At 51.9% G+C, this 26,691-nt stretch carries 28 protein-coding genes; 13 read left to right on the top strand and 15 right to left on the bottom strand.

What is annotated here, in order from left to right:
* Positions 1 to 113 precede the first annotated feature (113 nt).
* From EHT25_RS24910 to EHT25_RS24895, 4 genes are all read left to right on the top strand, one after another.
* The gene (locus tag EHT25_RS24910; protein WP_185731480.1) at positions 114 to 1,763 is read left to right on the top strand and encodes an SUMF1/EgtB/PvdO family nonheme iron enzyme; all 1,650 of its coding nucleotides are present in this window, start codon (positions 114 to 116) and stop codon (positions 1,761 to 1,763) included.
* A 179-nt stretch (positions 1,764 to 1,942) separates the two neighbouring features.
* The gene (locus EHT25_RS24905; protein WP_124877904.1) at positions 1,943 to 3,367 is read left to right on the top strand and encodes a sensor histidine kinase; all 1,425 of its coding nucleotides are present in this window, start codon (positions 1,943 to 1,945) and stop codon (positions 3,365 to 3,367) included.
* A gap of 78 nt (positions 3,368 to 3,445) precedes the next feature.
* On the top strand, positions 3,446 to 5,107 hold the full coding sequence (locus EHT25_RS24900) for an NAD(P)/FAD-dependent oxidoreductase (RefSeq protein WP_124877903.1): 1,662 nt from the start codon (positions 3,446 to 3,448) through the stop codon (positions 5,105 to 5,107).
* A gap of 7 nt (positions 5,108 to 5,114) precedes the next feature.
* Positions 5,115 to 5,396, top strand: coding sequence for a UBP-type zinc finger domain-containing protein (locus EHT25_RS24895; RefSeq protein WP_124877902.1), 282 nt, complete (start codon positions 5,115 to 5,117; stop codon positions 5,394 to 5,396).
* A 73-nt stretch (positions 5,397 to 5,469) separates the two neighbouring features.
* Here the strand turns inward: EHT25_RS24895 and EHT25_RS24890 are convergent, their stop codons facing one another.
* On the bottom strand, positions 5,470 to 5,877 hold the full coding sequence (locus EHT25_RS24890; RefSeq protein WP_124877901.1) for an EthD family reductase: 408 nt from the start codon (positions 5,875 to 5,877) through the stop codon (positions 5,470 to 5,472).
* Between the two features lie 125 nt (positions 5,878 to 6,002).
* On the opposite strand from EHT25_RS24890, the gene EHT25_RS24885 reads away from it, so the two are divergent.
* On the top strand, positions 6,003 to 6,869 hold the full coding sequence (locus tag EHT25_RS24885; protein ID WP_124877900.1) for a LysR family transcriptional regulator: 867 nt from the start codon (positions 6,003 to 6,005) through the stop codon (positions 6,867 to 6,869).
* A gap of 272 nt (positions 6,870 to 7,141) precedes the next feature.
* Here EHT25_RS24885 and EHT25_RS24880 read toward each other — a convergent pair whose 3' ends face one another.
* From EHT25_RS24880 to EHT25_RS24865, 4 genes are all read right to left on the bottom strand, one after another.
* Positions 7,142 to 7,597, bottom strand: a complete 456-nt coding sequence (locus tag EHT25_RS24880) for a hypothetical protein (RefSeq protein ID WP_124877899.1) — start codon at positions 7,595 to 7,597, stop codon at positions 7,142 to 7,144.
* A 260-nt stretch (positions 7,598 to 7,857) separates the two neighbouring features.
* Positions 7,858 to 8,883: a glycoside hydrolase family 43 protein gene (locus tag EHT25_RS24875; protein WP_124877898.1), complete on the bottom strand. Its 1,026-nt coding sequence runs from the start codon at positions 8,881 to 8,883 to the stop codon at positions 7,858 to 7,860.
* 75 nt (positions 8,884 to 8,958) lie between these two features.
* Positions 8,959 to 9,888 carry a D-2-hydroxyacid dehydrogenase gene (locus tag EHT25_RS24870; RefSeq protein ID WP_124877897.1) on the bottom strand — a complete coding sequence of 310 codons (930 nt, stop codon included), beginning with the start codon at positions 9,886 to 9,888 and terminating at the stop codon, positions 8,959 to 8,961.
* A 48-nt stretch (positions 9,889 to 9,936) separates the two neighbouring features.
* Positions 9,937 to 12,201: an FG-GAP-like repeat-containing protein gene (locus tag EHT25_RS24865; RefSeq protein WP_124877896.1), complete on the bottom strand. Its 2,265-nt coding sequence runs from the start codon at positions 12,199 to 12,201 to the stop codon at positions 9,937 to 9,939.
* A 97-nt stretch (positions 12,202 to 12,298) separates the two neighbouring features.
* On the opposite strand from EHT25_RS24865, the gene EHT25_RS24860 reads away from it, so the two are divergent.
* From EHT25_RS24860 to EHT25_RS24845, 4 genes are all read left to right on the top strand, one after another.
* The gene (locus tag EHT25_RS24860; RefSeq protein ID WP_124877895.1) at positions 12,299 to 13,585 is read left to right on the top strand and encodes a UDP-N-acetylmuramoyl-tripeptide--D-alanyl-D-alanine ligase; all 1,287 of its coding nucleotides are present in this window, start codon (positions 12,299 to 12,301) and stop codon (positions 13,583 to 13,585) included.
* A 229-nt stretch (positions 13,586 to 13,814) separates the two neighbouring features.
* Positions 13,815 to 14,471 (top strand): GDSL-type esterase/lipase family protein, encoded by a 657-nt coding sequence (locus EHT25_RS24855; protein ID WP_124877894.1) that lies wholly within the window; start codon positions 13,815 to 13,817, stop codon positions 14,469 to 14,471.
* A 126-nt stretch (positions 14,472 to 14,597) separates the two neighbouring features.
* Entirely contained in the window at positions 14,598 to 15,593 is a 996-nt protein-coding gene (locus EHT25_RS24850) for a bifunctional heptose 7-phosphate kinase/heptose 1-phosphate adenyltransferase (protein ID WP_124877893.1), read from the top strand.
* 3 nt (positions 15,594 to 15,596) lie between these two features.
* Positions 15,597 to 16,037, top strand: a complete 441-nt coding sequence (locus tag EHT25_RS24845; RefSeq protein ID WP_124877892.1) for a GNAT family N-acetyltransferase — start codon at positions 15,597 to 15,599, stop codon at positions 16,035 to 16,037.
* 12 nt (positions 16,038 to 16,049) lie between these two features.
* On the opposite strand, the gene EHT25_RS24840 is transcribed toward EHT25_RS24845, so the two are convergent.
* A complete protein-coding gene (locus EHT25_RS24840) occupies positions 16,050 to 16,283 on the bottom strand; it encodes a hypothetical protein (protein WP_124877891.1) in 234 nt (77 codons plus the stop codon).
* Complete coding sequence (gene hemE, locus EHT25_RS24835; protein ID WP_124877890.1) at positions 16,280 to 17,314, bottom strand: uroporphyrinogen decarboxylase; 1,035 nt, start codon at positions 17,312 to 17,314, stop codon at positions 16,280 to 16,282. Before hemE ends, EHT25_RS24840 begins: the two co-directional genes overlap by 4 nt.
* Positions 17,315 to 17,509: 195 nt before the next feature.
* Between hemE and EHT25_RS24830 the strand changes: the two genes are divergently transcribed.
* From EHT25_RS24830 to EHT25_RS24820, 3 genes are all read left to right on the top strand, one after another.
* A complete protein-coding gene (locus EHT25_RS24830) occupies positions 17,510 to 18,064 on the top strand; it encodes a TetR/AcrR family transcriptional regulator (protein WP_124877889.1) in 555 nt (184 codons plus the stop codon).
* 83 nt (positions 18,065 to 18,147) lie between these two features.
* Positions 18,148 to 19,389 carry a beta-ketoacyl-ACP synthase II gene (fabF, locus tag EHT25_RS24825; protein ID WP_124877888.1) on the top strand — a complete coding sequence of 414 codons (1,242 nt, stop codon included), beginning with the start codon at positions 18,148 to 18,150 and terminating at the stop codon, positions 19,387 to 19,389.
* A gap of 58 nt (positions 19,390 to 19,447) precedes the next feature.
* Positions 19,448 to 20,005 carry a hypothetical protein gene (locus EHT25_RS24820; RefSeq protein ID WP_124877887.1) on the top strand — a complete coding sequence of 186 codons (558 nt, stop codon included), beginning with the start codon at positions 19,448 to 19,450 and terminating at the stop codon, positions 20,003 to 20,005.
* A gap of 10 nt (positions 20,006 to 20,015) precedes the next feature.
* Here EHT25_RS24820 and lgt read toward each other — a convergent pair whose 3' ends face one another.
* From lgt to EHT25_RS24780, 8 genes are all read right to left on the bottom strand, one after another.
* The gene (lgt, locus tag EHT25_RS24815) at positions 20,016 to 20,864 is read right to left on the bottom strand and encodes a prolipoprotein diacylglyceryl transferase (protein ID WP_124877886.1); all 849 of its coding nucleotides are present in this window, start codon (positions 20,862 to 20,864) and stop codon (positions 20,016 to 20,018) included.
* A gap of 21 nt (positions 20,865 to 20,885) precedes the next feature.
* Positions 20,886 to 21,083, bottom strand: coding sequence for a hypothetical protein (locus tag EHT25_RS24810; RefSeq protein WP_124877885.1), 198 nt, complete (start codon positions 21,081 to 21,083; stop codon positions 20,886 to 20,888).
* Positions 21,080 to 21,586 (bottom strand): RNA polymerase sigma factor, encoded by a 507-nt coding sequence (locus tag EHT25_RS24805; protein ID WP_185731478.1) that lies wholly within the window; start codon positions 21,584 to 21,586, stop codon positions 21,080 to 21,082. The genes EHT25_RS24810 and EHT25_RS24805 overlap by 4 nt, the downstream gene beginning before the upstream one ends.
* Before the next feature lie 84 nt (positions 21,587 to 21,670).
* The gene (locus EHT25_RS24800) at positions 21,671 to 21,940 is read right to left on the bottom strand and encodes a DUF167 domain-containing protein (RefSeq protein WP_124877883.1); all 270 of its coding nucleotides are present in this window, start codon (positions 21,938 to 21,940) and stop codon (positions 21,671 to 21,673) included.
* A gap of 98 nt (positions 21,941 to 22,038) precedes the next feature.
* Positions 22,039 to 22,428 (bottom strand): tautomerase family protein, encoded by a 390-nt coding sequence (locus EHT25_RS24795; RefSeq protein ID WP_124877882.1) that lies wholly within the window; start codon positions 22,426 to 22,428, stop codon positions 22,039 to 22,041.
* Between the two features lie 52 nt (positions 22,429 to 22,480).
* Entirely contained in the window at positions 22,481 to 23,653 is a 1,173-nt protein-coding gene (locus EHT25_RS24790; RefSeq protein ID WP_124877881.1) for an AIR synthase related protein, read from the bottom strand.
* Positions 23,654 to 23,656: 3 nt separating this feature from the next.
* Positions 23,657 to 24,625 carry a Kelch repeat-containing protein gene (locus tag EHT25_RS24785; protein ID WP_124877880.1) on the bottom strand — a complete coding sequence of 323 codons (969 nt, stop codon included), beginning with the start codon at positions 24,623 to 24,625 and terminating at the stop codon, positions 23,657 to 23,659.
* 42 nt (positions 24,626 to 24,667) lie between these two features.
* Positions 24,668 to 25,651 carry a Gfo/Idh/MocA family protein gene (locus EHT25_RS24780; protein ID WP_310588777.1) on the bottom strand — a complete coding sequence of 328 codons (984 nt, stop codon included), beginning with the start codon at positions 25,649 to 25,651 and terminating at the stop codon, positions 24,668 to 24,670.
* Between the two features lie 53 nt (positions 25,652 to 25,704).
* On the opposite strand from EHT25_RS24780, the gene EHT25_RS24775 reads away from it, so the two are divergent.
* Positions 25,705 to 26,604, top strand: coding sequence for a DUF481 domain-containing protein (locus EHT25_RS24775; protein WP_185731477.1), 900 nt, complete (start codon positions 25,705 to 25,707; stop codon positions 26,602 to 26,604).
* The last annotated feature ends 87 nt before the right edge of the window (positions 26,605 to 26,691 follow it).

Here is a 26,691-nt window from a genome sequence, read left to right as displayed (position 1 = left end):
ATCAGAGGTAAACGTGGTGGAGGCATTACCGGCAAAAAAAACCGTCACTACCCTGAATGATTCGTTTTGAAATGGTTATTTTTAGGATCGAGATTCTTTATCCTACCCACCGTATGAAGTACTTTCTATTCCTTCTTTTGTGGAGCTTTTCTTCTTTGCAGGCTCAACCCCAACGCGCTTTTAAGCCCATTAGCAACGTTAACCAACCGCCAACCGGCCGCCTGGCCCTGGTGATCGGCAACTCCACTTACGCTGGTCAGGCACTCCCTAATGCCGCCAACGATGCCCAGGACATGGCCGCCCAACTCCGGCAGTTGGGCTTTGAGGTCATCCTCAAACTAAATCTCAACCAGACCGAACTGGAAACCGTCGTCTCCGATTTTACCCAACGGCTCAAAAAGTACGAGGTGGGCCTGTTTTATTTTGCCGGACACGGGTTTGAAGCCAGCGACAACCTCAATTACCTCATGTCGGTCGAGGTGCGAAGTGGCCTGAATGAAACCCTGGCCAAGCGAAAATCCCTCAGCCTCAACGACGTGATGAGCAGCATGAAAGAAGCCAACAGCCAGACCAATATCCTGCTCGTCGACGCCTGCCGCAACAACCCTTTCCGGGGCTGGGATCGTAACGCGGGGTCCGGTTTGGGAGCCGTCAATACGCCTAGAGGCACAATTGCCTTTTTTGCGGCCTCTCCTGGACAAACCGCCAGCGAAAACGCGGGGCAGCGGAACGGTCTTTTTACCCAGGAATTGCTTACTCAACTGCGGCAACCCAATCTGGAGCTGATCAGTATTTTTAAAAACACCGCCCGGGCGGTAACGGGAAAAAACACCCGCCAGACGCCCTACCAGGCCGGTTTCATCACGGATGATTTCTATTTCAAACGGACCGATGCCCCCACACCGCCCGCCCGGCAGCAAGCGACGTCCAAACCGGTCGTGGACTTAGAGCCGGTAGCGATGGTGAATGTAGCCGAAGGAAGTTTTTTGATGGGAAGCAATAAAAATGAGTATGAGAAGCCCATCCATCGCGTGACGCTCAGCAGTTTCCGGATGGCCAAGTTTGAAACGACCGTGGCCGAGTTTGAGCGGTTTGTGGAAGCGACCGAATACAAGACCGATGCCGAGAAGGGTGAGGGAAGCTATACTATTAATGCTGGTCTTATTATACCACCCTCCGGAATTCAATATGGTCTTGCTAAAATACAATCCGGCGTAAATTGGCGATGCGACGCGTATGGCAAAATTCGCCCTCGTTCGGAGTATAACCATCCGGTTATTCACGTGAGCTGGAATGATGCGGTGGCGTATTGCGAATGGCTGACGCTGAAGACGGGCCGAACGTATCGGTTACCGACCGAGGCCGAATGGGAATATGCGGCCCGTGGGGGTCAGCAAAGTCGCGGAACCATCTACGCTGGCAGCAATGACTTTAAGGAGGTGGGTTGGCTTGCCGATAAAACCCAGCGAACCGGTACGCGTGCCGTGGGTCAAACGAAGCCCAATGAATTGGGTTTATATGATATGAGTTGGAATGTATCCGAATGGTGCAGTGATTTTTTTGAGAAAGGCTACTATGCCATCAGTCCAGGCAGTAATCCCACAGGCCCCCCGGTTACGGATTATCGGTGGCGTATCGTGCGTGGCGGTTGCTTTGGCGGCAATACCAATGATCCGCAATCAGCCAGAGTAGCGTCTCGCGGTTCTGGCATACCCAATTATGGTTCTTATGCCCACGGCTTCCGGGTTGTGTCGGTTCCGTAAGCAGGGAGGCTTTCCATCATGCCATTTGCATTTTTAAGCTTAAAAAAGAATGGAGCGGAAGAAAGCGTATGTCCGGTGAAAATCACGACTTCAACTGACAAAAACCGGTCTGGACGATAAGTTAGTGATGGAAACCAGCTGCCAATTGCCTATCTTATGAGTTCAAACCCGCTTTATCCATGGATTGCCTGGCTTTATTGAAAACCAATCCGAATTTTCAGCATGTGCCGGAAGCGCAGCTGAGCTGGCTGGTCGATCAGTCCGATTGCCTCGAGTATCCGGCGGACACCCTTCTTTATTCGCCCGGCGATCCGACCGATCATTTTTACATTCTGCTCAAAGGTCGAATCCGGTTTTACTTCATCCAGCAGGGGCAGCAGCAGGAGTTACGGACGGCGGAAGAAGGCGCTTTGGAAGGCGTTTTGCCTTTTTCCCGAATGGTGGAATCCATCGCCTACTGGCAAACGCTGGAACCCACCGCGCTGCTGTCGATGCACCGCGACCATTTCCGCGAAATGATTCAGAATCAATACGAATTGACGGAAACGCTGGTGCAGGTGATGACGTCGCGGGTGCGGGAATCGACGCGGCTGATGCAGCAAAATGACAAAATGATGGCGTTGGGGCGCATGTCGGCAGGTCTGGCGCACGAACTGAACAACCCGGTTTCGGCGGTGGTGCGGAGTTCGGATACGCTGAAATCGCACTTACAAAACACACCCCAGCGGTTTAAGGACGTGATGGCGCTGCGGGTCACCGATGAGATGGTGGACCGGGTGAGCGAGCTGCTGTTCCGGAAAATGAACGAGCAAACCGGCAAAAACCGCCTGTCGCTGCTGGAACGCAGCAACCTGGAAGATGCGCTGCTCGACTGGTTCGACGACAACGGGGTTTCGGACGACGACGACCTGACCGAGTCATTGATCGATTTCGGGTTCACGATCGACGATCTGGATACGCTGCTGGAGGATGTTGCCCCGGAAGGCCGGGCGACGGTGTTGAACTGGATGGTCAACAACCTGATGACAGAGCGGCTGGTCAACGATATTACGGAGGCTTCCAAACGGATTGCGGTTCTGGTCAACGCGATCAAATCCTATACGCACATGGACCGCGGAACGGGGCGCGAATGCATTCACATTCGGGAAGGCATCGACAGCACACTGGTGTTGCTCAAGCACAAACTGAAAGAAAAAAACATTCAGGTCGATGTTCAGATCCCGGACGATTTACCGCAACTGGAGGCTTTTCCCAGCGAACTGAACCAGGTCTGGACCAACCTGATCGACAACGCCGTGGACGCCATGAGCGAGGGCGGCCACTTGCAGATTACCGGCGAAGTCGATCATGAATTTGAACTGATCCGCGTCATCGACAACGGTTCGGGCATTCCGGGCGATCAGATCGACCACATTTTCGAACCGTTTTTTACGACCAAAGCGGTTGGCAAAGGAACCGGACTTGGCCTGGACATTGCGCAGGGCATCATTCGCCACCACAACGGCCGGATTTACGTCACTTCCGAACCGGGCCGAACCGAGTTTAAAGTGTGTATACCCATTGATGGAGGAAGGGAGGAAGGAATAAACGGAAAAGGGAAATAAGGAAAAAACCGGCACCTTTCCCCTCTTTCATTCCTCCTTTATTCCCTTCTCCATGTATCCCTTTACTTAGTTACAAAAATGAAACTTCCCATCATTATTGCCGTTGACGACGATCAGGCGGTTTTGCAGGCCATTCAGCGGGATTTACGGCAGCAATACCGGAAAAATTACAAGATTCTGGCGACTACTTCGGCCAACGAAGTACTAGAAACGCTGGTCGAATTGCAGAAAAAAAACGAGGAAGTAGCGCTGTTTCTGTCGGATCAGCGGATGCCGGATATGCTGGGCGTCGATCTGCTGATCAAAGCCCGCAAGATTTATCCGCGGGCCAAAACCGTGTTGCTGACGGCCTATTCCGACATTGAAGCAGCCATTCGGGCCATCAACGACATTCAACTGGATTATTACCTGAATAAACCCTGGGACCCGCCGACGGAAAAATTATACCCGGTTCTGGACGAATTGCTCAACGACTGGCAGTCGAATTACCGACCCGGTTTTGAAGGGCTCAAGCTCATCGGCTACCAGTTTTCGCCCCAGACCCACGAGCTGAAAGATTTCCTGGCGGGCAACCTTTTTCCGTACCAATGGCTTGATTTTGAAGCCAATCCGGAAGCCAAAAAGCTGGTTGACGTGCACCAGATCGAGCCAAAAGATCTGCCGGTGGTGGTGCTGGAAAACGGTACGGTTTTGAAACAACCGTCGATGCCCGCCGTAGGCGAAAAGCTGGGGCTGAGTGCCAAAGCGGCCCAATCGCTGTACGATCTGGCGATTATTGGTGCGGGTCCGGCGGGTTTGGCGGCTGCCGTTTACGCCGGTTCGGAAGGCTTACGCACCATTCTGATCGACAAACGCGCGCCGGGTGGACAGGCCGGAACCAGCTCACGGATCGAGAATTACCTCGGTTTTCCGTCGGGGCTGAGCGGTTCGGAACTGGCGCGCCGGGCCATTACGCAGGCCACCCGGTTTGGCGTGGAATTTCTGGCTCCGCACGAAGTGGTTGCGATCAAGCCGAAAGGGCAGTATAAACACATTGAATTGAGCGACGGCAATGAGGTCGTTGCCCGGAGTATCGTGCTCAGTACGGGGGTTGCCTACCACAAACTGGACTGTCCCGGTTTGGAAAAATTAACGGGCGCCGGGGTGTATTACGGAGCGGCCACCACCGAAGCGTATGCGTTCAAGGGAAAACCGGTGTATGTGGTCGGTGGCGGCAATTCGGCCGGTCAGGGTGCGATGTACCTCTCCCGAACGGCTTCCGAAGTACACATCATCATCCGGCGTCCCGATCTGACGGCCACCATGTCGCAGTACCTGATCGACCAGATTGAAAAAACGCCGAATATCCACGTTCATCCCTGCACGGCAGTGGCCGAAGGACTCGGCGAATCGCACCTGGAATGCCTGCTGCTGGAAGACATTCCGACCGGCGAGCGCACGAAGGTTCCGGCCAGCGCTTTGTTCATTTTTATCGGTACCAAACCGTTCACCGACTGGATCGAAATGAACATCATTAAAGACCCCAAAGGCTTTATCGAAACCGGTCGCGATCTTGCGAAATACCCGGATTATAAGGAGTTTTGGAAGTTAGACCGCGACCCCTTTCTACTTGAAACGTGCAGCGCCGGTATTTTTGCCGCCGGTGACGTGCGGGCCGGGGCCATGAACCGCGTGGCTTCCGCCGTGGGCGAAGGGGCGATGGCGGTCAGTTTTGTCCATAAATACCTGGCAGAAACCTAAAATTGCTATGCTGAAACGAAAAGGCTGTTCACACCTGAATGCGATTGAAACCGTCACGTTGCCGGATGTACCGGCGGTTTGCGAAGAATGCGTAAAAACCGGTGATCACTGGGTGCATCTGCGGACCTGCCAGTCCTGCGGCCAGACGCACTGCTGCGATTCGTCCCGCAACCAGCACGCAACCAAGCACTTCCACCAAACCGGCCATCCGGTTATTGCCTCCGCCGAACCCGGCGAAAGCTGGCTCTGGTGCTACGTCGACGAACAAATTACGCCGTATAGTTCCTGACAACGTACCCACGGACTTTAGTCCGTGCAGGTCGGGCCACGTTGGCTTTAAAACCGTGCCGGAATACCCCTATTCATTTTACCACCTCACTCACCAGGATGACGGGGCTGATGTTGGTGTAATTTGGAAAATCGGCCCGAATGGCGTCCCGGTTTGGCGCGATAGCCGCCTGGTAATCGCTCAGGCTTTTTACGTAAAAAGTGCCGATCGCCATATAAGACAGCGGTTGGTTCGGAATACCGCTGGCAAGCCCTTTTTCAATGGTGTATTTAACCAGATTTGATCCTAAAAACCCGGCGACCATCGGCATGTGCTTGGTTTGATAATACTCCATGTTAAAGGTTTTCCCTTCGGCATACGGGTACATGACGGATACTTTAATCAAGCCTTTTTCAGCCACAGCCGTGTTCGGCTTTTCCTGGCTAAACGCAGCGAAACAAGTGGTTAAAAGAAAAAACGATGCAATCAGTACAGATTTCATAATTCATTTATTGAAGGGTTAAAAATGCGCCGTTTGAAAGCTTAGCCCGCAAATATCTAAACAGTGTCTATATTTACAAAACGCTATTTTTCGATGAAAACAATCGAAAAAACCGATTTAGAAATATGGAATTACGACAGCTCAACTATTTTTTAAAAGCCAAAGAGCTATTAAATTTTACGGAAGCAGCGAAGGCTTTGAACATCAGCCAAAGCACGCTATCTCAACAAATTAAGCAACTGGAAGATGAACTAAACGTTCCTTTGTTTAACCGTATTGGAAAACGAATAAAACTAACTGAAGCAGGTCAACTGTTTGGTGAATATGCTTTGCAAAGCATCAACAGAGCGAATGAAGGCTTATTGCTTTTACAGGATTTAAAAAACCTGAATACGGGAAAAATCACCATCGGGGTGATTTACTCCATGCGCATTCTTTTTGCCAGAACCTTGATCCAGTTTGCAACGCAATACCCCAATATCAAAATCCAGGTTGTCTTTGGTACCACAAAGGATCTTCTCGAAAAACTTAATTTGCATCAATTTGACTTTGTGTTGACATTCCATGAAAAGGCCAACGAACCGCATCTGACCTATCAGACGCTTTTAAGCGCCAATATGGTGTTGGTAACGGCTAAAAAATCATCGGTGGCCCAAAAAAGCAGTATATCACTGAATGAAGTCGCCGGGTTGCCATTGGCGTTACCGTTCAGCGGCTCTAATACGATCCAGTTTTTTGAGGAGTCATTCAGTCAGAAAAATCTGGCCCCGAATATTTGCATGGAAATAAATGATATACCGACTTTATTTGAAATTGTAAAAACCGGGCGTTGGCATACCATATTGAGTGAAACCAGTTTAAACGATCCCGATGTGGTGGGGATTCCCATTAAAGGAAAAAACATGCGACGAACGATTATGATTATTTCGCTCAAAGAAGCCTATGAAAAGAAAGCCGTGAAAAAACTCTGTGAGCTGCTGACTAAAATTTAACGTTTTTTGACGCTTCTCGAATAGTAACGGAACCGTTTTAACGATTTTTCCGGATAAGAAACCGTTTTAACAGTTGGCTGCTACAGTCGGTTTCTTTTCGCTTTAATCAAAGCTAAAGCGGTGGGCTGATAGAAGATTGTTCCGACTGTTTTTAATAATTGGTACGTTATTTCGGAACGGGCATGATCATATCCAGCGCCACCGGTTGCCTAACTTGCGGCACGTCATTGGGCTCTCCACGTAAATTTCTGCGCCCGCCGAGCGCAATGCCCTCAGTTCATTCTCCCGAGGCAAATCGAAAAGTTAAAGCCGCCGTAGGAGTGGCCGTTATTGATGTTGCCGAAAGCCGCCAGCCTGAAACTGAATCCCTGAAAAGGAAAAATGAATTGGGCTTCCAGTGGCAGGCCGAAGCCCTTATACGTAACTTTTTCGTAATAATCTCCATTTAAAAGACTACCGGGATCGGAACTCCGAACGAATTGTCCCCGATCGACGCCGTGATTTTTACTGACACCCGCGGAAATCAGGAAATTGTTAAGCCGGATGCCGTACAGCGCGCCCAGTTCTTCGTACCGGATGCCGGGAAAATTGTGATACATCCACTCGCCGTTCAGGACGTAGCGGAGCGAAACTACGCTTTTCGTATTCCGGGGCTGGAAATGCGCCGTTCCCACCAGACCAAAAAATTGGGCGGTTTTTCCGGTTTCGGGTACGTAATTGACGGGCATGATTGCGGGAAGCCCCCCTGGATGATATTGGCTGATAACCCGGCCGAGTCCAAAGCTGACCCAATACCGATCATGGTTTTTTCGGGAATTAGATGAATCCGTCTGGGCCAACGCGACAGGACTACAAGCGATAAACACGCCAATGCAGACCAAAACCGCACACCAATTTCTTCGAATCATGGCAAAAGCTATAAAAATCCTCTCAGGAATATAACGTTGATCCACAGCGAAATCGAATGGTTGGAAGACAGCCGGTGACGTTACTTCGGAACCGGCATGGTGACGTCCAGTGCGACCGGCTGACCGAACGTTGGCATGCCGTCGGCTCCCCACGTAAATTTCTGCGCGCGGGGGGAACGGTGTCCTCCGCAGCCCTGCCCCGGTTCGGGATTGGCGTGGTACAGAATCCAGTCTTCCTGGCCGTTGGGCGACTTGAAAAAGGAGTTATGACCGGCCGCGCTCGTGCCGGTCACGTTGACCGCTTTAAAAACCGGTTTGTCCTGCTTTTTCCAATTGCCGGGCGTCATAATGTCCTGGTCACCATTGAAGGAAAGCATACCCAGCGCGTAGCTGTCGGTCCAGCAACCGCTGGCCGAGAAAACAACAAACAGGCGGTCTCCTCTCTGAAGCGGTTGCGGCCCTTCGTTGACCAGCACAATGGGCTTATCATCCGGTCCCGGTTTGGGTATTTTCCCATCGATTTCCCACGCATACGTTGGCGACGAAATCCGGATGCGTTTACCCGTTGCTGTCCACGGATTTTCCATCTGGCAAAGGTAGATATCCTGCTCCCCATTCTCGTCGCCTTCCCAGCCCGACCACACCAGGTAGAGTTTTCCCCTGAACTCAAAAATCGAACCGTCGATGGCCCATTTATCGTCGGGTGTTTTGATCTGGCCTTTCATCGTCCAGGTGCCTCCCAGCGGATCGGCGGCTTCGTTTTCCAGCACCCACAGGCGGTGGTTGCGGTTTTTGCCGTCGTCCGCGGCAAAAATCAGGTACCATTTCCTCTTGATGAAATGCAGTTCGGGCGCCCAGATTTCTTTGGAATACATGCCGGTTGCGGGGGGCGTCCAGACCACTTTCTTTTCGGCGGTTTTCAGATCAGCCAGCGAGCGGGTTTTCCACAGCGTCAGATTCCGGCCGGTGGTGTTCGTGTAATAATAAAAACCGTCTTTATGAATGCTCCACGGATCGGCGCCGGATGGCAGCAAGGGGTTGGATAAGGTCTGCCCAAAGCCAACGAAAGTGCAGAATAAGAGCCCGGCAAGCAGTAATTTCTTCATGAAAGCAGGATGGTTGAGAAAATTGCCTTTCACCGCTGTCAGTGGTCGACGGCCCTGATAGCGGCAACCCCTATTTTAATAGCCTTTCGACAGATCGACCTGGTTTTCAAGCGGTTTTCCAGATAAAAACTGGTGCAGGTTCTGAATAAACAAATCCGCTTTACCCAAGTCTTCCGTCGCCTGTCCCCCACCCGTATGTTGGGTCAGAATCACATTCGGCATTTCCCATAATGGATTATCGGTGGGTAGCGGTTCTACTTCGGTAACATCCAAAACCGCTCCGGCCAACTGTCCACTTTTCAGGGCTTCGATCAGGGCGGTTTCGTCGGTGGTGCTGCCCCGGCCAATGTTGGCGTAGACGCTACCGGTTTTCATGGCGGCAATGAGTTCGGCGGAGAAAAAACCTTTCGCCGTTCCGGGTAAGCAATTGACAACCAGATCCGTTTCGGGCAACGCAGCTTTCAATTCGTCGGCGGTGTGAAGTTCAGCTTCCGGGTTGGTCCGGGCCAGAAACCGGACGTTACACTGAAAACCGGTCAGCATTTGCCGCACGGCCTGACCGATGGTCCCCGATCCCAGAATAATCACTTTTTTATTCCTGAGTAAGCCCAGTTTAAACCGCAGCGGCACCCCGATCCACTTCTTCTGGGTTTGCAAAACCGCCAGTCCGTGAATGTCGCGGTAAAAGGCGATGATGCCGGCCACGATGGTTTCGGCGCAGGGCCAGGCGAAATAATCGCCCATGTTCGTCACCGGATTGGTCAGTTTCAGATTTTTATACCCATCGAAACCCGCCGAATCCAACTGCCACCATTTCAGATTATTACCTTCCGAAAACCAGGCTACCGGGGGATTTCCCAAGACGATATCGGCCCGTTGAAAAGCCGCTTCCTGTTCGTTTTCGGGAAGGTCTTTTTTGAAAATAACTTCGTGACCGGACGGAAATTTTTCGAGAAAATAAGCTTTATCAGACGCGTTGAAAGGGGTATTTACAAAGACAATCATGCCAGCGGAGTTAGGTGTATGATCGTAAAAGTAATCAATCACCCGTTTTTACTTCGACAAAATGACCTTCTGGTGTCGAACGGGCTGTCCGTCGCGGAATAACCGGACCAGGTAAACCCCAATCGGCAACGGTCCCAGGTCGATGGTGGTTTCCGTGTGCGCCAGCACTGTCTGCCGGGCCGTTACGGGTTGTCCCAGCAAATTCAGCACCTGAACCACGCCGTTGTTGGGTGATTTGATTCGCAAAAACCGGTCGGTCGGGCTCGGATACACCCACGGCTGTTTCGTTTCCTCGTCTTCCGTGCCCGTAATGACCACTTTCTCCGAGGTATTGCGCAGGTAACGAACGCCCCCGGTCATGGTTCCGGCGAGCACATCCGCCAAACCGTCGTTGTCCAGATCGGCGGCCGTCAGCACCAGATTTCCGCCGGGAATGGCATTGTCGGCCGTTTGCGTCAATTCGTTGATCACCAGCGTCGAATCCAGCAACTGCATTTTATCGGCGGGTTGGGCGGGTAATTTGTAAAGCCGCATCATGCCGTCGCGGGTGCCGGTGAGCAACTCCGGAACCTGGTCACCGTTGAAGTCGACGACCACAATCGACGGACTGGTGGCACCCGGCAACACATTCACCTGTCCGTAATTCTGCTGTTGCAATTCGTATTTGGGTGCCGTTGCCGTGCCGGTATTGCGGTGGTATTCAATTCCGCCGTTCTGTTTTCCGATCAGCAGATCGGTTTTGCCGTCGCGATCCACGTCGTACCAGGTTGGCAGATCGATGATGCCCAGCCGGTCGGGCGTCGGGATTTGCTGCACTTTGGTCGCATCGAGTTGAAAAGCTGCTCCGCGCGCGCCCTGATTCAGAATATACCGGATTTCCGGCGCGCGATTGATCGAGTTACCGGTAAAAATCAGGTCAAAACTGTTGTTGCCGTCGATGTCGGCAATGGCCACTTTTAGGTCCGTTAACAGAAATTTCTGGGAAAGTCCCAGGTAGTCCGTCGTCTTCAGTTCATAGGCCGGTTTACTTTTGGTACCGGTATTTTCGAAATGCGCAATGCTGGCCCGGTAGCCGGTGGCATCGCGGACGCCCGCGTTCCCGATCAGTAAATCCAGGTCACCGTCGCCATCGAGATCAGCCAAAACCGGGGTCGCATTTTCGCCGAAATCGATCATGTCTTCCTGCAAAAAGCTTTTGGAGGCATACTGAAAATTGGGTCGGGTATTCGTGCCGGTATTTTTATAAAACCAGTTGGAAACCCGAAAATCGATCAGATTGCCGTCATTCCCGTACGTATTCGGCGAAGCAACAAGATCGGTAATCCCGTCAAAATCAAGGTCTTCGGCGTATAAAGCCGGGAAAAGGTTGAACGAAATCGGATTCGTCGACGGAAAGGTATTGGTATACTTTGCAAAAACCGTCGAAGCTCCGTTGCCCCCCGAATTGGTCAGCATCGAAACGTGCGGACAGGTAACGTGAGCCGTCAGCAAATCTTTGTTGCCATCGCCATCGACGTCGATGATCAGCATCGAATTCCCGTTGTGTTTCACCCGCGCCCCCGCATTGTCGCCCCCGGTTTCGTTGCCGACGTAAACGCAATCCAGCCCAAACGTAAATTCATCGCAGTCGTCGTCGCTTTTAAAATTCCCCCAGCAAAAACCGATTCGCTTGAAATCCAGGCCGTTCGGGTCTTTTTTTCGTTCGACGCTCATGTTCTGGTACAGATTTGCCGTGCCGCCGTTGATGTCGTACGTCAGAATATCGGTATCGCCGTCGCCATCCACATCCAGAATCGCCGGAATATCGACCGAGTTGATGTACAGGTTCAGAATACCGGAAAGGCCTTCGTGGTAAACCGGGTCGGCCACGGTTTTAAATGACAATTTGCCGTTTGCCGACGTATTTTGCAGAATCCGCAAACCGCCGTTGGTGTGCGTAAAGAGATCCTTTTTACCATCGTGGTCGTAATCGACCAGCAGCATCCAGGTGCCGAAGGTAATGGCCGGAAACTGCTCTTCATACTGCGGGGCATACCGCCAGAGATAGCTCCCATCGGCCTGTTTTTCGGCCAGAAAAGTGGTGATCCGGCTGGTCTGGCGGTCATAAAAGACTAAATCCTCGACGGTATCGGTATTGAGGTGAATTCGGGAATATTGCGCTCCGTTGATCCCCCCTGCCCACGGATTGGTCAGGTTACGGCCCACAATTTTAACGGTGGCTCCGGCATCGTAGCGAAACGAAAACGAACCGCCGGTTTGGGCCCGGGCGAATGGAAGAATCAGAAAACAAAGTACGGTAAACAGCTTTTTCATGTAACTTTGGCTCATTAACCACACTATTGACAAAGTCGGCCGTGCGGTTAATGGATAACGAACAGACTCACAACGTTGGTTTACTTGTTTCCGGAAAATGGTTATTTCCATTCCTGAATTATACGATCGCTTCCGCGAATGCGCGGGCGTATCGACCGATACCCGTAAAATTACAGAAGGTTGTCTGTATGTCGCGCTGAAAGGCGATCAATTTGACGGAAATTTATTCGCCAATGATGCGCTGGAGAAAGGGGCCCGCTACGCCCTGATCGACAATCCGGCGCTGGCCGCCGACAGCCGGTATTTGCTGGTCGACGACGGCCTGACGGCTTTGCAGGAACTGGCCCGGCATCACCGGAATACGCTGACGATTCCCGTCATTGGCCTGACGGGATCGAACGGAAAAACGACCACCAAAGAACTGATTGCGAGCGTATTGTCGCGCAAACACCGCACGTACGCTACGGTGGGAAACCTCAACAACCACATCGGCGTCCCGCTGACGTTGCTGGCGATTGACCACAGTTACGAGATTGCGGTGGTCGAAATGGGTGCCAACCACCAGGGCGAAATCCGGTTGCTGTGTTCCATCGCCCGGCCGACCCACGGATTGATCACGAACGTCGGCAAAGCGCACCTGGAAGGCTTTGGTGGAGTCGAGGGCGTCCGGAAAGGCAAAGGCGAGTTGTTCGATTTTCTGGCCGAAACCGGCGGTACGGTTTTCGTCAACGCCCAGAGCGAGACGTTGAGGGCGATGTTTGGCGAACGGCTTTTCCGCGAAGCGGTTTTTTACCAGCTCACCGATCAATACGAAATCATCACTGAAAATCCGGCGGTGGTTTACAAAGACGAAACCGGTCAGGTGGTTACGACGCATTTGGCCGGGCATTACAACTTCGACAACATGGCGGCTGCGCTCTGCATCGGGAAGTTTTTCGGCGTTCCGGCGGAGGAAGCGAATGAAGCGATTGCCGGTTACAATCCGACGAATAACCGCTCGCAGGTCATTCAGAAGGGCAGCAACCTGCTTTTGATGGATGCCTATAATGCCAATCCGAGTTCAATGGCTGCGGCTATTCAGAACTTCATGAAGCAGGATGCAGCCCATAAAGTGGTGATTCTGGGCGACATGTACGAACTCGGCGACGAAAGCCCCGCCGAGCACGCAGCTCTGGGCGAGTTGATTGCGCAGGGCCGGTTCGACACGGTAATTCTGGCCGGAAAAGACATGAAATACGCGCTGGCGGCTTTGCCCAAAGCGTATTATTTCCCCGACAAGTTTTCGTTGCACAACTGGATCATGGACAATCCGTTTCAGAACACGGCAATCCTGATCAAAGGCTCGCGGGGCATGGGGCTGGAATCGGTTGTACAGTTTTTGTGATGAAATGTCGATGCAGAAATTAACAGCCCAAGGTTTTAACCTTGGGATACAGCGAAATATCAATTAATCCAAAAAACCGTTTCAACTGTTTTGGCGATCGCGGGTTGGGAGTAAACCGTTAAAACGGTTTGCGCAAAAGAGAATAAAACGAAACCTGTCCCACGGTTAAAACCGTGGGCTGAGACAAAACGGCAAATCTGTTTTTTTGATTTATTCCTAATAATCCTTTATGAAAAAATACGCACTCCTATTCCTGATTACCCTTGTCATTCAATGCGTTGCGGTTGCGCAGCAGCCGGTTCCATTTGAAAATGAAATCAAAGCGTTCGAGCAGCAGGACCAGACGACCCCGCCACCCAAAAATCCGATTCTGTTTACGGGCAGTTCGTCGATCCGGCTGTGGGAAAGTCTCAAAACCGATTTTCCGGATAAAGTGGTGCTCAATCGCGGTTTTGGCGGCTCTACCCTACCGGATGTCATTCGCTTTGCCGACCGTGCCATTATTCCGTACAAACCCAAACAGGTGGTTATTTACGTGGGTGAAAACGACGTAGCCAGCGGAAAAGTGACGGCGCAGGAAGTTTTCGACCGGTTTGTGACGCTGTTCACCGCCATCCGAAAACCGCTGCCTCAAACCGATATTGTGTTTATTTCGATGAAACCCAGCCCCTCGCGCCGGAAATACCTGTCGATCACGCAGGAGGCTAATGCATTGATTAAGAACTATATTGCGAAACAACGCCGGGCGCAGTACCTGGACATTTATTCCGCCATGCTCGACGCCAACGGCCAAATTAAAGGAATGTATTTCCGGCCCGACAGTCTGCACATGTTACCCGCCGGTTACGCACTCTGGACCGAAAAACTGAAGCCGTTATTAAAGTAGCATACGGTTTTCGGTATACGGTTTTCAGTTTACGCCTGGGTTGACATATTATTTAAGTCTATTTTCATGCGCCAGCCACCGTAAATCGTATACCACGAACCGTAAACTGTAAACCATATACCTATTTTGGTCAATACCACATCCATTGAAGAAATTTTTGAAGCGTTCAATTCGCTCCGCGTCCTGATTGTCGGCGACGTGATGCTCGACTCCTACGTCTGGGGACGCGTGGATCGGATTTCGCCGGAAGCACCCGTGCCGGTGGTGACCGTTCAACGGCGCGAACTGCGGCTGGGCGGGGCCGGAAACGTCATTCTGAACGTTCAGGCGCTGGGGGCCGAACCCATCATTTGCTCCGTCATCGGCACCGACGAACCGGGCGACCGGCTGATTAATCAACTGGAGGAACACGGGCTCAATTGCGACGGCCTGATTCGCAGCGACTCACGGATTACCACCATCAAGGAACGCATCATGGCGGGTTCGCAGCAGGTGGTTCGGGTGGATACGGAAACCGATACATACATTACCGAGGCAGAGCGTAACTTACTCATTGACAAAGCAAAAGAGCTAATTCCGCGTTGCCAGGTGGTTATTTTTCAGGATTACGACAAAGGTGTTCTGAGTGCGGAAGCGATTGCCGAGATTACGGCTTTTGCGAATGCGCAGGGTGTTCCGACGGTGGTCGATCCGAAAAAGCGGAATTTCCTGGCCTACAACCACACAACGCTGTTCAAACCCAATCTGAAAGAGCTGAAAGAAGGGTTAAAAATTGATTTCGATGTGACAAAGGTGGAAGAATTTCAGGCCGCCGTCGACCAGTTGAAAGCCCGCATGAACCTCAAAGGTGCCTTGATTACACTCTCGGAACGGGGCGTTTTTATCGATTTCCAGAACGAAATCCACCGGTTTCCGGCGCACATCCGCCAGATTTCGGATGTTTCGGGCGCGGGCGATACGGTCATCAGCGTGGCGGCTTGCTGCGTCGCCCTCGGTTTGCCGCCCGGTTTTATCGCCGGTTTATCCAATCTGGCTGGTGGGCTGGTTTGCGAATCACTGGGCGTTGTTCCCATCGACAAAAACCGCCTGAAACAGGAAGCCATTCAGGAAAAATTACTGTAATACATGGAAGTCAATCAGGATCATTACACCATTTCGACCGATCCATCACGGCTGCAATTCGACGTTATTCACGATTTTCTGGCGAACCACTCCTATTGGGCCACCGGCATCAGCCGCGAAACGCTGCAAAAGCAAATGGACAACTCGACGCTCCATTTTGGCCTTTACGACGGCGACAATCAAATCGGTTACGCGCAGGTACTCACCAACTTTACATCGTTTGCGTACCTCGGCAACGTTTTCGTCCTGGAAAAATACCGGGGTCAGGGCCTGTCGAAGTGGCTCATGGCGACCGTCATGGCTCACCCCGACCTGCAAGTCATCCGGCGCTGGCTGCTGGCCACCCGCGACGCCCACGGTCTCTACAAACAGTTCGGTTTTACGGAACTCGCCAAACCGGAAACCATCATGGAAAAGTTTAACGATCAGGCCATTCGGCAATGAAAACCGGTCGGATTATTCGGCCTGTCGCCGGATTTCGTTGATGTAGTCGTCCGTATAATCCCTGCCCCGGTTGTTGTGGTACCGCCAGACTACTTTGTAGTTGACAATCACCGCAATCGGCTGGATGTCTTTGTTTTTAACGCCTTGTTCGAGAAAGTGAATAGCTTCCTCCTGCGTATCGAACGACTGCGTTTCTGCTTCGGTATGCCGCGTAAAAACGGCTTGTGCTTTCTTCTTGTCGCTCATGCGGAGTATTCTTTCACAGTCTCGATGAAGTATTTCACTTTTTCAGGATCGGTATCGGGATAAACCCCGTGGCCGAGGTTAGCAATGTACCGCTGTGTCCCGAACGTCTCCAGCATTTTCCGCACTTCCGCTTTGATTTGGCCATATTCAGCGTACAACACGCACGGATCGAGATTGCCCTGCAGGGTTTTGTCCGGAATCAGTTTCCGCGATTCAGCCGCGTCCATGTTCCAATCGAGCCCGACCACCGAGCAACTCAGCTGGCCGATTTCCTGCCGGGCAAAAAACGCCCCTTTGGCAAAAACCGTCACCGGAACGCTGGTTTCAGTCGCCAGCGCGTCGCAAATCTGTTTGATATACGGCAACGAAAACGTGCGGTACTGGTCCGGCGATAAAATACCGGCCCACGAATCGAATAACTGAATCAGATCAGCCCCCGCCCGAACCTGGGCTTTCAGGTATCCGATGGTGCTGTCGGTGATTTGTTGCAGCAGTGCGTGGGAAAAAACCGGGTCCGTATACAGAAGTTTTTTCGCCACCGAGAAGGTTTTCGAGCCCCGGCCTTCGGTCATGTAGCAGAAAATCGTGAACGGTGCCCCGGCAAATCCAATCAGCGGAACCCGGCCATTCAGTTCTTTCTTCACAATCTTGATGGCATCCAGCACGTACGCCAGATCGCTCTCGGCATCGGCCACTTTCAACCGGGCCAGGTCCTGTGACGTCCGAACGGTTTCCGGAAAAACCGGTCCGCGTTGCTCGGCCATTTCGTACGGCAGTCCCATCGCTTCCGGGATTACCAGAATGTCGGAGAAAATAATCGCAGCATCAACACCCAGAATATCAACGGGTTGAATAGTCACCTCGGCAGCTAATTCCGGCGTTGTCGCCAGTTTGATAAAGCTCCCGGCGGTTTCCCGAACGGCGCGGTATTCCGGCAAGATCCGGCCAGCCTGACGCATCAGCCAAATGGGCACGCGTTCTACGTTTTCGCCACGGGCCGCCCGCAGCAACAGGTCATTTTGTAACATCATGCCGCAAAGATAATACGTCTTGAACTGGGATTACGCGGATTAAAGGATTAACTAAGATGGTTACCTCAATCTTATAATTAAATCTTTTGTATCCTTTCAATCCTTTAATCCGCGTAATCCCAGTTCAAGACGGTTTGGATATTTTTTATCAAACAAACGTTTGGTAAAAACAAATCAGTCCATTACATTTGCCGCATGCCGGTTCAAAAAGTTACACGGGACGAGATTTTGCAAAAGGCCATGCGCGTATTCAAACGGCAGGGCTTTCATCGGACTACAATGGACGATCTGGCGCGGGCGTGCGGTTTGCTGAAAGGGAGCTTTTACCACTACTTTAGCAGCAAGGAAGCGTTGATGAAAGAGGTGCTCTGGCATTCCAATGCATACAATGAAAAGCACATTTTTTCCATCGCTTACCAGGAATCCGGTACGCCCAAACAACGGCTCGCGGAGTTGCTCGATGCGTTGTTTGATGGCGTTTTGCGCACGGAAGGCGGTTGCCTAATGGGTAATACCGTTCTGGAAACCGCTTTAGTAACCGAAGAATTTAAAGAACCGCTGCGCGTTCATTTTAACAATGCAATCGCTGCGCTGGCGCACCTTTACCGGACCAGTCATTCCGAGGAAAAAGCAGTGGAACTAGCCCAACAAGTGACCGTTGAAATTCAGGGATCGTTGCTCCTGGTCAAGTTATTCGGCAACGAGCAATTACTTACCGATTGCCGAGATCGCGCAGCCGAACGTCTGTAAATCAGTTGAATACGGCTTTTACGGGCGGTTTTATAAGAACCAATTAAGACGTTAAAAGACAGGTTTAAAGCCTGCATGATCCAATGAAGAGAGTTGTTGTAACGGGATTGGGCGCCTTGACGCCCATCGGAAATACCGTAGAAGAATACTGGAATGGTTTGGTACAGGGTCGTAGCGGAGCCGCCCTGATTACCAAATTTGACACCACACTGTTTAAAACGAAGTTTGCCTGTGAGGTGAAAGGCTTCGATGTGCTTCAGTTTTTGGAGAAAAAAGAAGCCCGCAAAATGGACGAATACAGCCAGTACGCGCTCGTTGTCGCCGACGAAGCGGTTCGGGATGCGGGGCTGGTCGACGATAAAGTGGACCCCAACCGCGTCGGCGTGATCTGGGCGTCGGGGATTGGCGGGATGTATAGCTTTCAGGAAGAGGTCATTGCCTACGGAGCCGGTGGCCGCAATCCACGATTCAACCCGTTCTTCATCACGAAAATGATTGCCAACATGGCGTCGGGCCTGATTTCGATCCGGTACGGTTTTCGGGGGGTCAATTTCGCCCCGGTTTCGGCCTGTGCTTCCGCGACTCACGCCCTGATCGATGCTTTCAACTACATCCGTCTGGGCAAAGCCGAGGTGATCATCGCCGGTGGTTCGGAAGCCGTCGTGACGGAAGTGGCCGTCGGTGGTTTTAACGCGATGAAAGCGCTGTCGGAACGCAACGACGATCCGGCCACGGCTTCCCGCCCGTTCGATGCCAACCGCGACGGTTTTGTGTTGGGCGAAGGGGGGGCAGCCATCGTGCTGGAAGAATACGAACACGCCAAAGCCCGGGGTGCCAAAATCTACGCGGAGTTGGTCGGAACCGGTGCAACCGCCGACGCCTACCACATGACAGCGACGCACCCGGAAGGATTAGGCGCCACGCTGGCGATGAACGAAGCCCTGCGTGAAGCCAACCTGAAACCGGAAGATGTTGATTATCTGAACGTTCATGCAACATCCACGCCCGTCGGTGATCTGAGCGAATCGCAGGCCATCCAGAAAGTGTTCGGTCATAAACCCGAACGACTCCACCTCAGTGCCACCAAGTCGATGACGGGCCACTTGCTGGGAGCCGCCGGAGCCATCGAGGCCATTGCCGGTATTCTGGCGATCCAAAATAATACGATCCCTCCCACCATCAATCTCCAGACCGTTGACGAGCGGATTAGCTCCGACCTGAATCTGACCCCCAATGTGGCTGTTCAAAAACCGGTCAATGTGGTCATGAGCAATACGTTTGGCTTCGGTGGGCACAATGCCATTGTGGCGTTTCAGCGGGTTTGAAAATGCTATTGATCTCCTAATATTTCCTAATTTTGGTAAAATCAGGAAATATTAGGAGATGCCAGCCATCGATAAAGACCTCAAAAAAGAAATTCTGAAACTACCGCCGGGCGAGAAAGACAAGCTGCTGCTTCGCCTGATTGCCAAAGACAAGGATCTGGTGGAACGGCTGCATTTTGTGCTGATCGAAGGCGAAACAACGACCGAAGAACGACGGCACGAACTGAAGGAAAAAATTGCCCAAACCGCCCACGGTCACTACACGCACCCCGATGGCTGGATGCTGAAAGCGCTTCGTTCGCTCACCTCGGCCATTACGCACCACGTCAAGATTACGAAGGATAAATACGGCGAAGTTGAACTGAATCTCTACATCCTGACGGCTTTTTTCAACGTCCAGCCCAGCCAGTTTGCCCATCTGAACCACCACAACCAGAATTCATGCGCGTTTGTCGCGAAAAAAGCGGAGACGATTCTGAAAAAACTGCAAAAGATCGACCCGGATTATTACATCGAATTTGAAACGGACGTCAATCAGGCCCTGGATTTTATTCACTCCTACGGCCCGGTTTTTTATGCCCGCCAGATCGGGTTACCGAAAGAATGGAATCCGTAAAACGCGCTCATTACAATCTGACAATTAACGCTGGCTTATGCTTTTTTTGAGCGATAATCAGGATTAGTATGCCCGCTAAAATAGCCGGAATACTCAGTATCTGCCCCATATTCAATGCCATCCTGTTTTCAAAATCTTCCTGATTGGTTTTCAGAAATTCGACTAAAAACCGGAAACTAAACAGCAGAATTAGAAACATTCCTGTGATAAAACCGCTCGGTACTATCTGGCGTTTGTATTTCCACAGAGAGAACGTTAACGCAAGCAAGACCAGACAGAAAATGGCTTCGTACAACTGCGTCGGGTGTCGCGGAACGACGGGCAATAACGCAGGATCGGTTTCCCGAACAAACGCAAAACCCCAGGGCAAGGTAGTCGGTTTCCCGTAAATTTCGGAGTTCATTAAATTCCCCAATCGAATCAGCGCTCCTCCCAAACTGACGACAATAACGACCCGATCGGCTACCCACAAAAACGGCTGATCGCTCCGCTTTCGGCTGTACAAAAACAGCGCCAGTAAAATGGCAATGGTTGCGCCGTGACTGGCCAGCCCTTCAAACGGCAAATGGACCATTGACGTAAACCACTTCCAGGGATCAGCCATCAGTAACTCCCACTCGTAGAACAGGTAATGACCCAATCGGGCGCCCACGACGGTGGCAATCACAACGTACAACGTCAGCAATTCGACATCCGAAGCGGGTTTGTGATCCTGGGCGTACAGGTACGAAATCAGCCGTTGGCCGACTAAAAAACTAGCAGCAAACAGCAAACTGTACCAGGCAATCGGAAATTCGGAACCGAAGATTTCGAGCGTGTAAATGCGTGGGGAAATATCCCAGATTATGTAGGTTAGCATACGATAAAATCGAAAAGAAAATTAACAACCGGAGGTTATTCCCAGTAGCAGAACACTGACGCCAACGTTTAGAATAGCGTGTCGATACGATTGATACCACGGATAAGCGACAGCGGCTGGTTTAATGAGCTGCAAAAGTTCTTTTTCGCTCCATTTCATCGAGCTCCCCACCTCGTTTTTATAAGCTTCCCAGAGCGGTTTCAAGTCGTCGGTATTCATAATAATTCTTTTTTAAATAGTTTGCTCAGCCGGTTTTTGATCCGGCTCATTCGCGTACTGACGTTGGTGCGACTCATGCTCATCATCGTGGCAATTTCATCGTTACTGTGTTCGTCCAGATGCAACAGGATGATGGCTTTATCTTCGTCTGATAACTGACTGATCGCCCGGTATAATTCCTGCGTGGCTGAGCTCTCCACGTTGTCAGAATCTGCTGACGGAATTTGGTCGATTTGTTCGGAAAGCGGCTCATTTCTGGGCCGGGATTTCTCTTTCCGGATGCGGGCGAAAACCGTATTGAGCGCCACCCGATAGAGCCAGGTGGTTACTTTCGATTGGTAATTAAAAGTCGGATAGGATTTCCAAAGCTGGAGCACAATTTCCTGAAAAAGGTCTTTCCGATCTTCGGGCAACGGATAGTACAGGCTGCAAACGCTGTGGATCAGCTTCTGATGCTGCGCGATGAGCTGGACAAATTCCTGATGTAACGATGCTTTGGCCACGGAAAGACAACGAATGGATTCAACGGTATTGGTTGCAGCAAGCTCGCAATTGTCACACGTACGGCGAATTATTTTTTTATCTGCTTACCGATACCCTTCCAAATCCGCCAAAAAACGGGTTAGCCCCGCTTCATCAATGTTGATTTCCAATCGTTTATGCGGATTGGTAAAACCGGCTACGATCTCAACGGAGGATTTGGAAACCGCAAACTGACGCGCCAGGAAATCCACCAGATAGGCATTGGCTTTGCCGTCCTGCGCCGGGGCCTTGATTTTGGCGTTCAACTGACCAGCCGCATCGAAAAACAGCTTATCGATTTTGCTGCCCGGTTTGACTTTCAGATGCAACGTCATTTTAGTTTTCAGTTTACGGTATACAGTTTTCGGTAAGTCATCGACTTCGGTAAAGATGGAAACCGGCAGCGATCCGGCGAAAACTGAAAACCGAAATCTTACACATTGATCGGGTAATTGATCGACACTTCATCACCGGTTTTGCCCCGAAAGCCCCAGTTGTGGGCCGGGCTTTCCAGAATGCATATTTCGATATCAGCCAACGACAACCCGATTTGCTGGCTGATTCGCTCAAAAAGCAGGTTGATCAGCTTTTTCTTCGTCTCAATCGTCCGGCCTTCGATCATGATCAACTCAATAATGATGTAGTTTTCCGTGCGGCCTTCGGGCATGAAAAAATCCTCCGGTTCGAGGTACAAAAACCGGTGCGCGCGTTTGTTCAGCGGAAATTGCAGGGCTTCGACCACGCACGCATGAATCACGTCCGACAACCGATCCCGAATGGCCCGCAGCGGTTTGCTGACACCGTAAATTTTGACCTGGCTCATTGCAGAGACATGAGAGAAGAGATTTGAGACAAGAGACGGTTTTTGTAATTCTTTAATACACAAACGTTCCGGCTTCGCTCTGAATGGTTACGCGTTTGCCTTCGAACGCTTCGACATGGCCGATGATCCGGCCTTCAATGCCGAACTGCCCGGCAATCTCGATCACCCGCTGGGCGTTTGCTTCCGGCAGGTAGATTTCCAGCCGGTGGCCCATGTTGAACACCTTGTACATTTCCTGCCAGCTCGTGCCGCTTTCCTGCTGAATCAGCTCGAACAAAGGCGGTATCGGGAAGAGATTGTTTTTGACAACGTGCAGATCATCAATAAAATGCAGCACTTTCGTCTGCGCGCCCCCGCTGCAATGCACCATGCCGTGAATCTGCGCCCGCAGCTCATCCAGCAATACTTTCACAACGGGCGCATAGGTCCGCGTGGGCGACAGGATCAGTTGCCCGACGTTTAAACCGGTATCTGAAACCGGGTCTGTTAACCGTTTCGAGCCACTGTAAACCAGGCTCCGGTCCACCGCCGGGTCGAAACTTTCGGCGTATTGATCGGCCAGGTAATGCGCCAGCACATCGTGCCGGGCGGAGGTCAGGCCGTTGCTGCCCATACCGCCGTTGTAGGACTTTTCGTAGGTTGCCTGACCGAACGAAGCCAGCCCCACCACCACATCACCGGCCTGAATCCGGTCGTTGCTGATGACGTCGGACCGGCGCATCCGGGCGATAACCGTACTGTCGACGATGATTGTCCGGACCAGATCACCCACGTCGGCGGTTTCGCCCCCGGTGCTGGAAATGTCGACGCCGTGCTGCCGCAGCATGTCGAGAACCTCTTCGGTTCCGTCGATGATTTCGGCAATAACCTCGCCCGGAATCAGATTTTTGTTCCGGCCAATGGTCGACGACAACAACATCGGGCCAACCGAACCCACGCAAATCAGATCGTCGGTATTCATCACGACGGCGTCCTGCGCAATGCCCCGCCAAACCGACAAATCGCCGGTTTCTTTCCAATAGAGATACGCCAGCGACGACTTGGTTCCGGCACCATCGGCGTGCATGATGGTGCAATAGTCCGGATCACCCGCCAGCGCATCGGGCACAATTTTACAGAAAGCCTTGGGAAACAGCCCCTTATCCAGTTTGGCAATAGCTTTGTGAACGTCTTCTTTGGAAGCCGAAACACCACGCTGCGCGTATCGATCAGTTGGTTGATTCATTGGTTATTTTAAAACTTCGACGGTATTCAATTCGGGTCCACCGCCGTGGTTGGCTGATCCGGCCAGGATGTAAATGCTGTTTTTATACACTACGGCCTGCGTACCGTGACGCCCTTCGTGAAGCTTCGGCCCCGACGTCCAGCGGTTGGTTTTCGGGTCGAGCACTTCGGCTTCGTTGTGCGACAGCAGTTGTTCGCTCTCACCCCCGATCACCCACACCTTATTGTCCTTGGTCACCGCCGTGCTTCCGGCCCGCAGGGTCGGGAAATTGCTTTCAGCCGGCAACGTTTCCCATTTGTTGGTTTTGAAATCGTATACGTCTACTTCCGGCATCGTCGTATCGATCACGTGACCGGTTTTGGCCGACGAGCGACGACCGCCCGCCAGGTATAGTTTGGTGCCGACCACGGCCGCACTGATGTGATCGCGCGAGCGCGGGGCGTCGGCGAGTTGTTTCCAGGTGTTGGTTTTCGGATCGTATTCGTCGAGCCGCGAAACGTGGCCGTCGAAATGACCGTCGATGATCCCGCAAACCATGTAAATCTTATCGTTGTAGACCACCACACCCGCCGAACCGCGTTGAATCGCTTTCGGAATTTCGGGCCCTTTCCGCCAGTTACCAGTTTTGGGGCTGTAAATATAGATGTTCGGAATGGGCGTTTCGTGCGGGTATTTGCCTTCAAAAGCGCCCATCACGTAGATCTCACCTTTGTAATTAATTGCCTGAAAATGATTCATTTCTACCGGCGCAACCGGTAGTCTTTTCCACATCAGGGTTTTGAGATTCAAGGCTTCCAGCGGTTTCATCCCGCGACCACCGATCGCATACAGGCTGTCACCCACGAGGGCAGCAGCGTTTTCGTGGCGCTTTTCACACTCATTCTTCGGCTTCACCTGTTCCCATGATTGAGCCATTACCAACGTATGGCCCGAAAGCAGCAAGGCTGAAAAAGCAAGGAGTCTTTTGTTCATAACAATCAAGTGTTTTAAAACAGGTTTTCAGTATACTGAAAACTACTTATCCTCTTCATACAAAATCCCGGCTTCGGCCCGAACGGCGTCGAGCAGACCGATCAGGTTCAGGCTGTCGTCGAGCGACCACAACGGGCTTTCGGTTTTCCGCTGGCGCAAACAGTCCGAAACGTGTTCGGCTTCGTAGTCGTAACCCCAGGTTGTCCGTGCAAAGGTAAACGTTTCCGGCTCACCTTCGTGGGGTTGATGAATAACAGAGTCACCTTCGTGGAAACGACCGGGCAAATAGAGGCTGCCGTTGTCGCCGTACAAAACCGCATCGGTATCGGTTTTCGACACCACCGTGCTGTTCAAAACGGCCAACTGGTTTTTGCCATACGTCAACACCATACCGCATTGCTCGTCGATGCCCGTTTCGCCAAAAACTGCCGTTGCTTTAACAGTGGCCGGTTTTCCCAAAAACAGATAAGACAAAAAGAGCGGATAAATACCGATGTCCAGCAGTGAACCACCGCCCAGCGCCTTGTTATACATCCGTTTTTCGGGAACCACCGGCGCCACGAAACCGAAGTCGGCACGCAGGCCTTTCAGTTGCCCGATAGCCTGATTTTCGGCCAGTTCGAGGGCTTTCTGCACCGACGGCATAAACCGGGTCCAAAGGGCTTCCATCAGAAAAACCCGTTTCGAACGCGCGGTTTCGACCATTTGCCGAACCTGTTCGGCGTTCATGGCGAACGGTTTTTCACACAAAACCGCAAGGCCCGCATTCAGGCACAGCAGCGTATTTTCGAAATGGTGATTGTGGGTCGTGGCAATGTAGACCACATCCAGCCCTTCGCAGGTCACCAGTTCCTCGTACGAGCCAAACGCGTATTTCGCGCCGTATTGGGCCGCAAATTCATCGGCCCGCTGCTGGCTGGTCGACGCCACCGCGAGGAGTTCGACCTCCGGAACGGTCAGCAGATCCTGAACAAATTTATGGGCAATCCGGCCTAAGCCCAGAACGCCCCAACGAATCACGGCCATAAGCAGGGCGATTGAATCATTTTGGAACAAATGCAGACCAAATGTACGGCAGGATGGGTTATAGACAAGAAGCCATCGTATTTTTGCCCATGATCAATTGGAAAATCATTCTTCTTTTTTGCCTGTTTTTGCCGTTAACCGGTTTTGCCCAGATTGTTCCGGTTCCAACGGACACGCTCCGAATCGTTGCACCAACCGACACCGCCAATGCTGTCGTAGCCGACACCACGGCTGCGGGCGATGATCCGGACGAGGCCCAGGGCGACACGATTGCGGCCAGCGATCTGTCGGGTTTTCATTACAAAATTACCGCCGACGGCACGGTAACCGCCGGGAACGTCAACCGGGCGCTGATTCAGGTTGGCAGCACGTTCGACTGGGCCGTGAGCCGCCTGTTCCGGTTTGCCAGCAGCCCGTCATTTGCCTACGGCCGGCAGAATCAGCAATTGAATGAACGCGAAATTCTGGCCGATTTCCGGACAACCTTTTTGCAGGAAAAGCGGTTTTATTACCTGGGTTTTGGGGCCATCGAAATCAGCAATCTGCGTAAAATCCGGCAGCGGCTGACCGGCGGGGCAGGAGTTGGTTATAAGCTGATCAGCAAAAAAAACGCCTACCTGTCGGTGACGAATGTGCTGCTGTATGAATACACCGATTTCATCACCAACACGGCGGAAGTACAGGATATCAACGTGTTGCGAAACTCGACCCGGATTGTGGGCGAATACCAGTGGCACGACGGGCGATATTCCATCACGCATACGGCTTTTTTTCAACCGGCCCTCAACCAGCCAAATTTGCGGTGGAACGGCAATGTGGCGTTTCAAATCCGGCTCAGCACACTCATCAGCGTGCGAACGATGGTGCAGAATTCGTACGAAAGTGTCGTTGCCATTGGACGGAAAAACAACGATTTCCGATGGACAACGGGGCTGGTGCTGGAAGTTAAATAGCGGTTTTCTGTTGATAATGATCCGTAATCTGGCTATCTTTTCCAATGCCGCGAACGGCCATCCAACGCGTAATCACCTGAAAAAGTA

The sequence above is a fragment of the Larkinella rosea genome (assembly GCF_003858635.1).
GTDB classification, from domain to species: Bacteria; Bacteroidota; Bacteroidia; order Cytophagales; family Spirosomataceae; genus Larkinella; species Larkinella rosea.
Note: the sequence above shows the minus strand (reverse complement) of the source record. Positions and strands in the feature narration are given on the sequence as shown.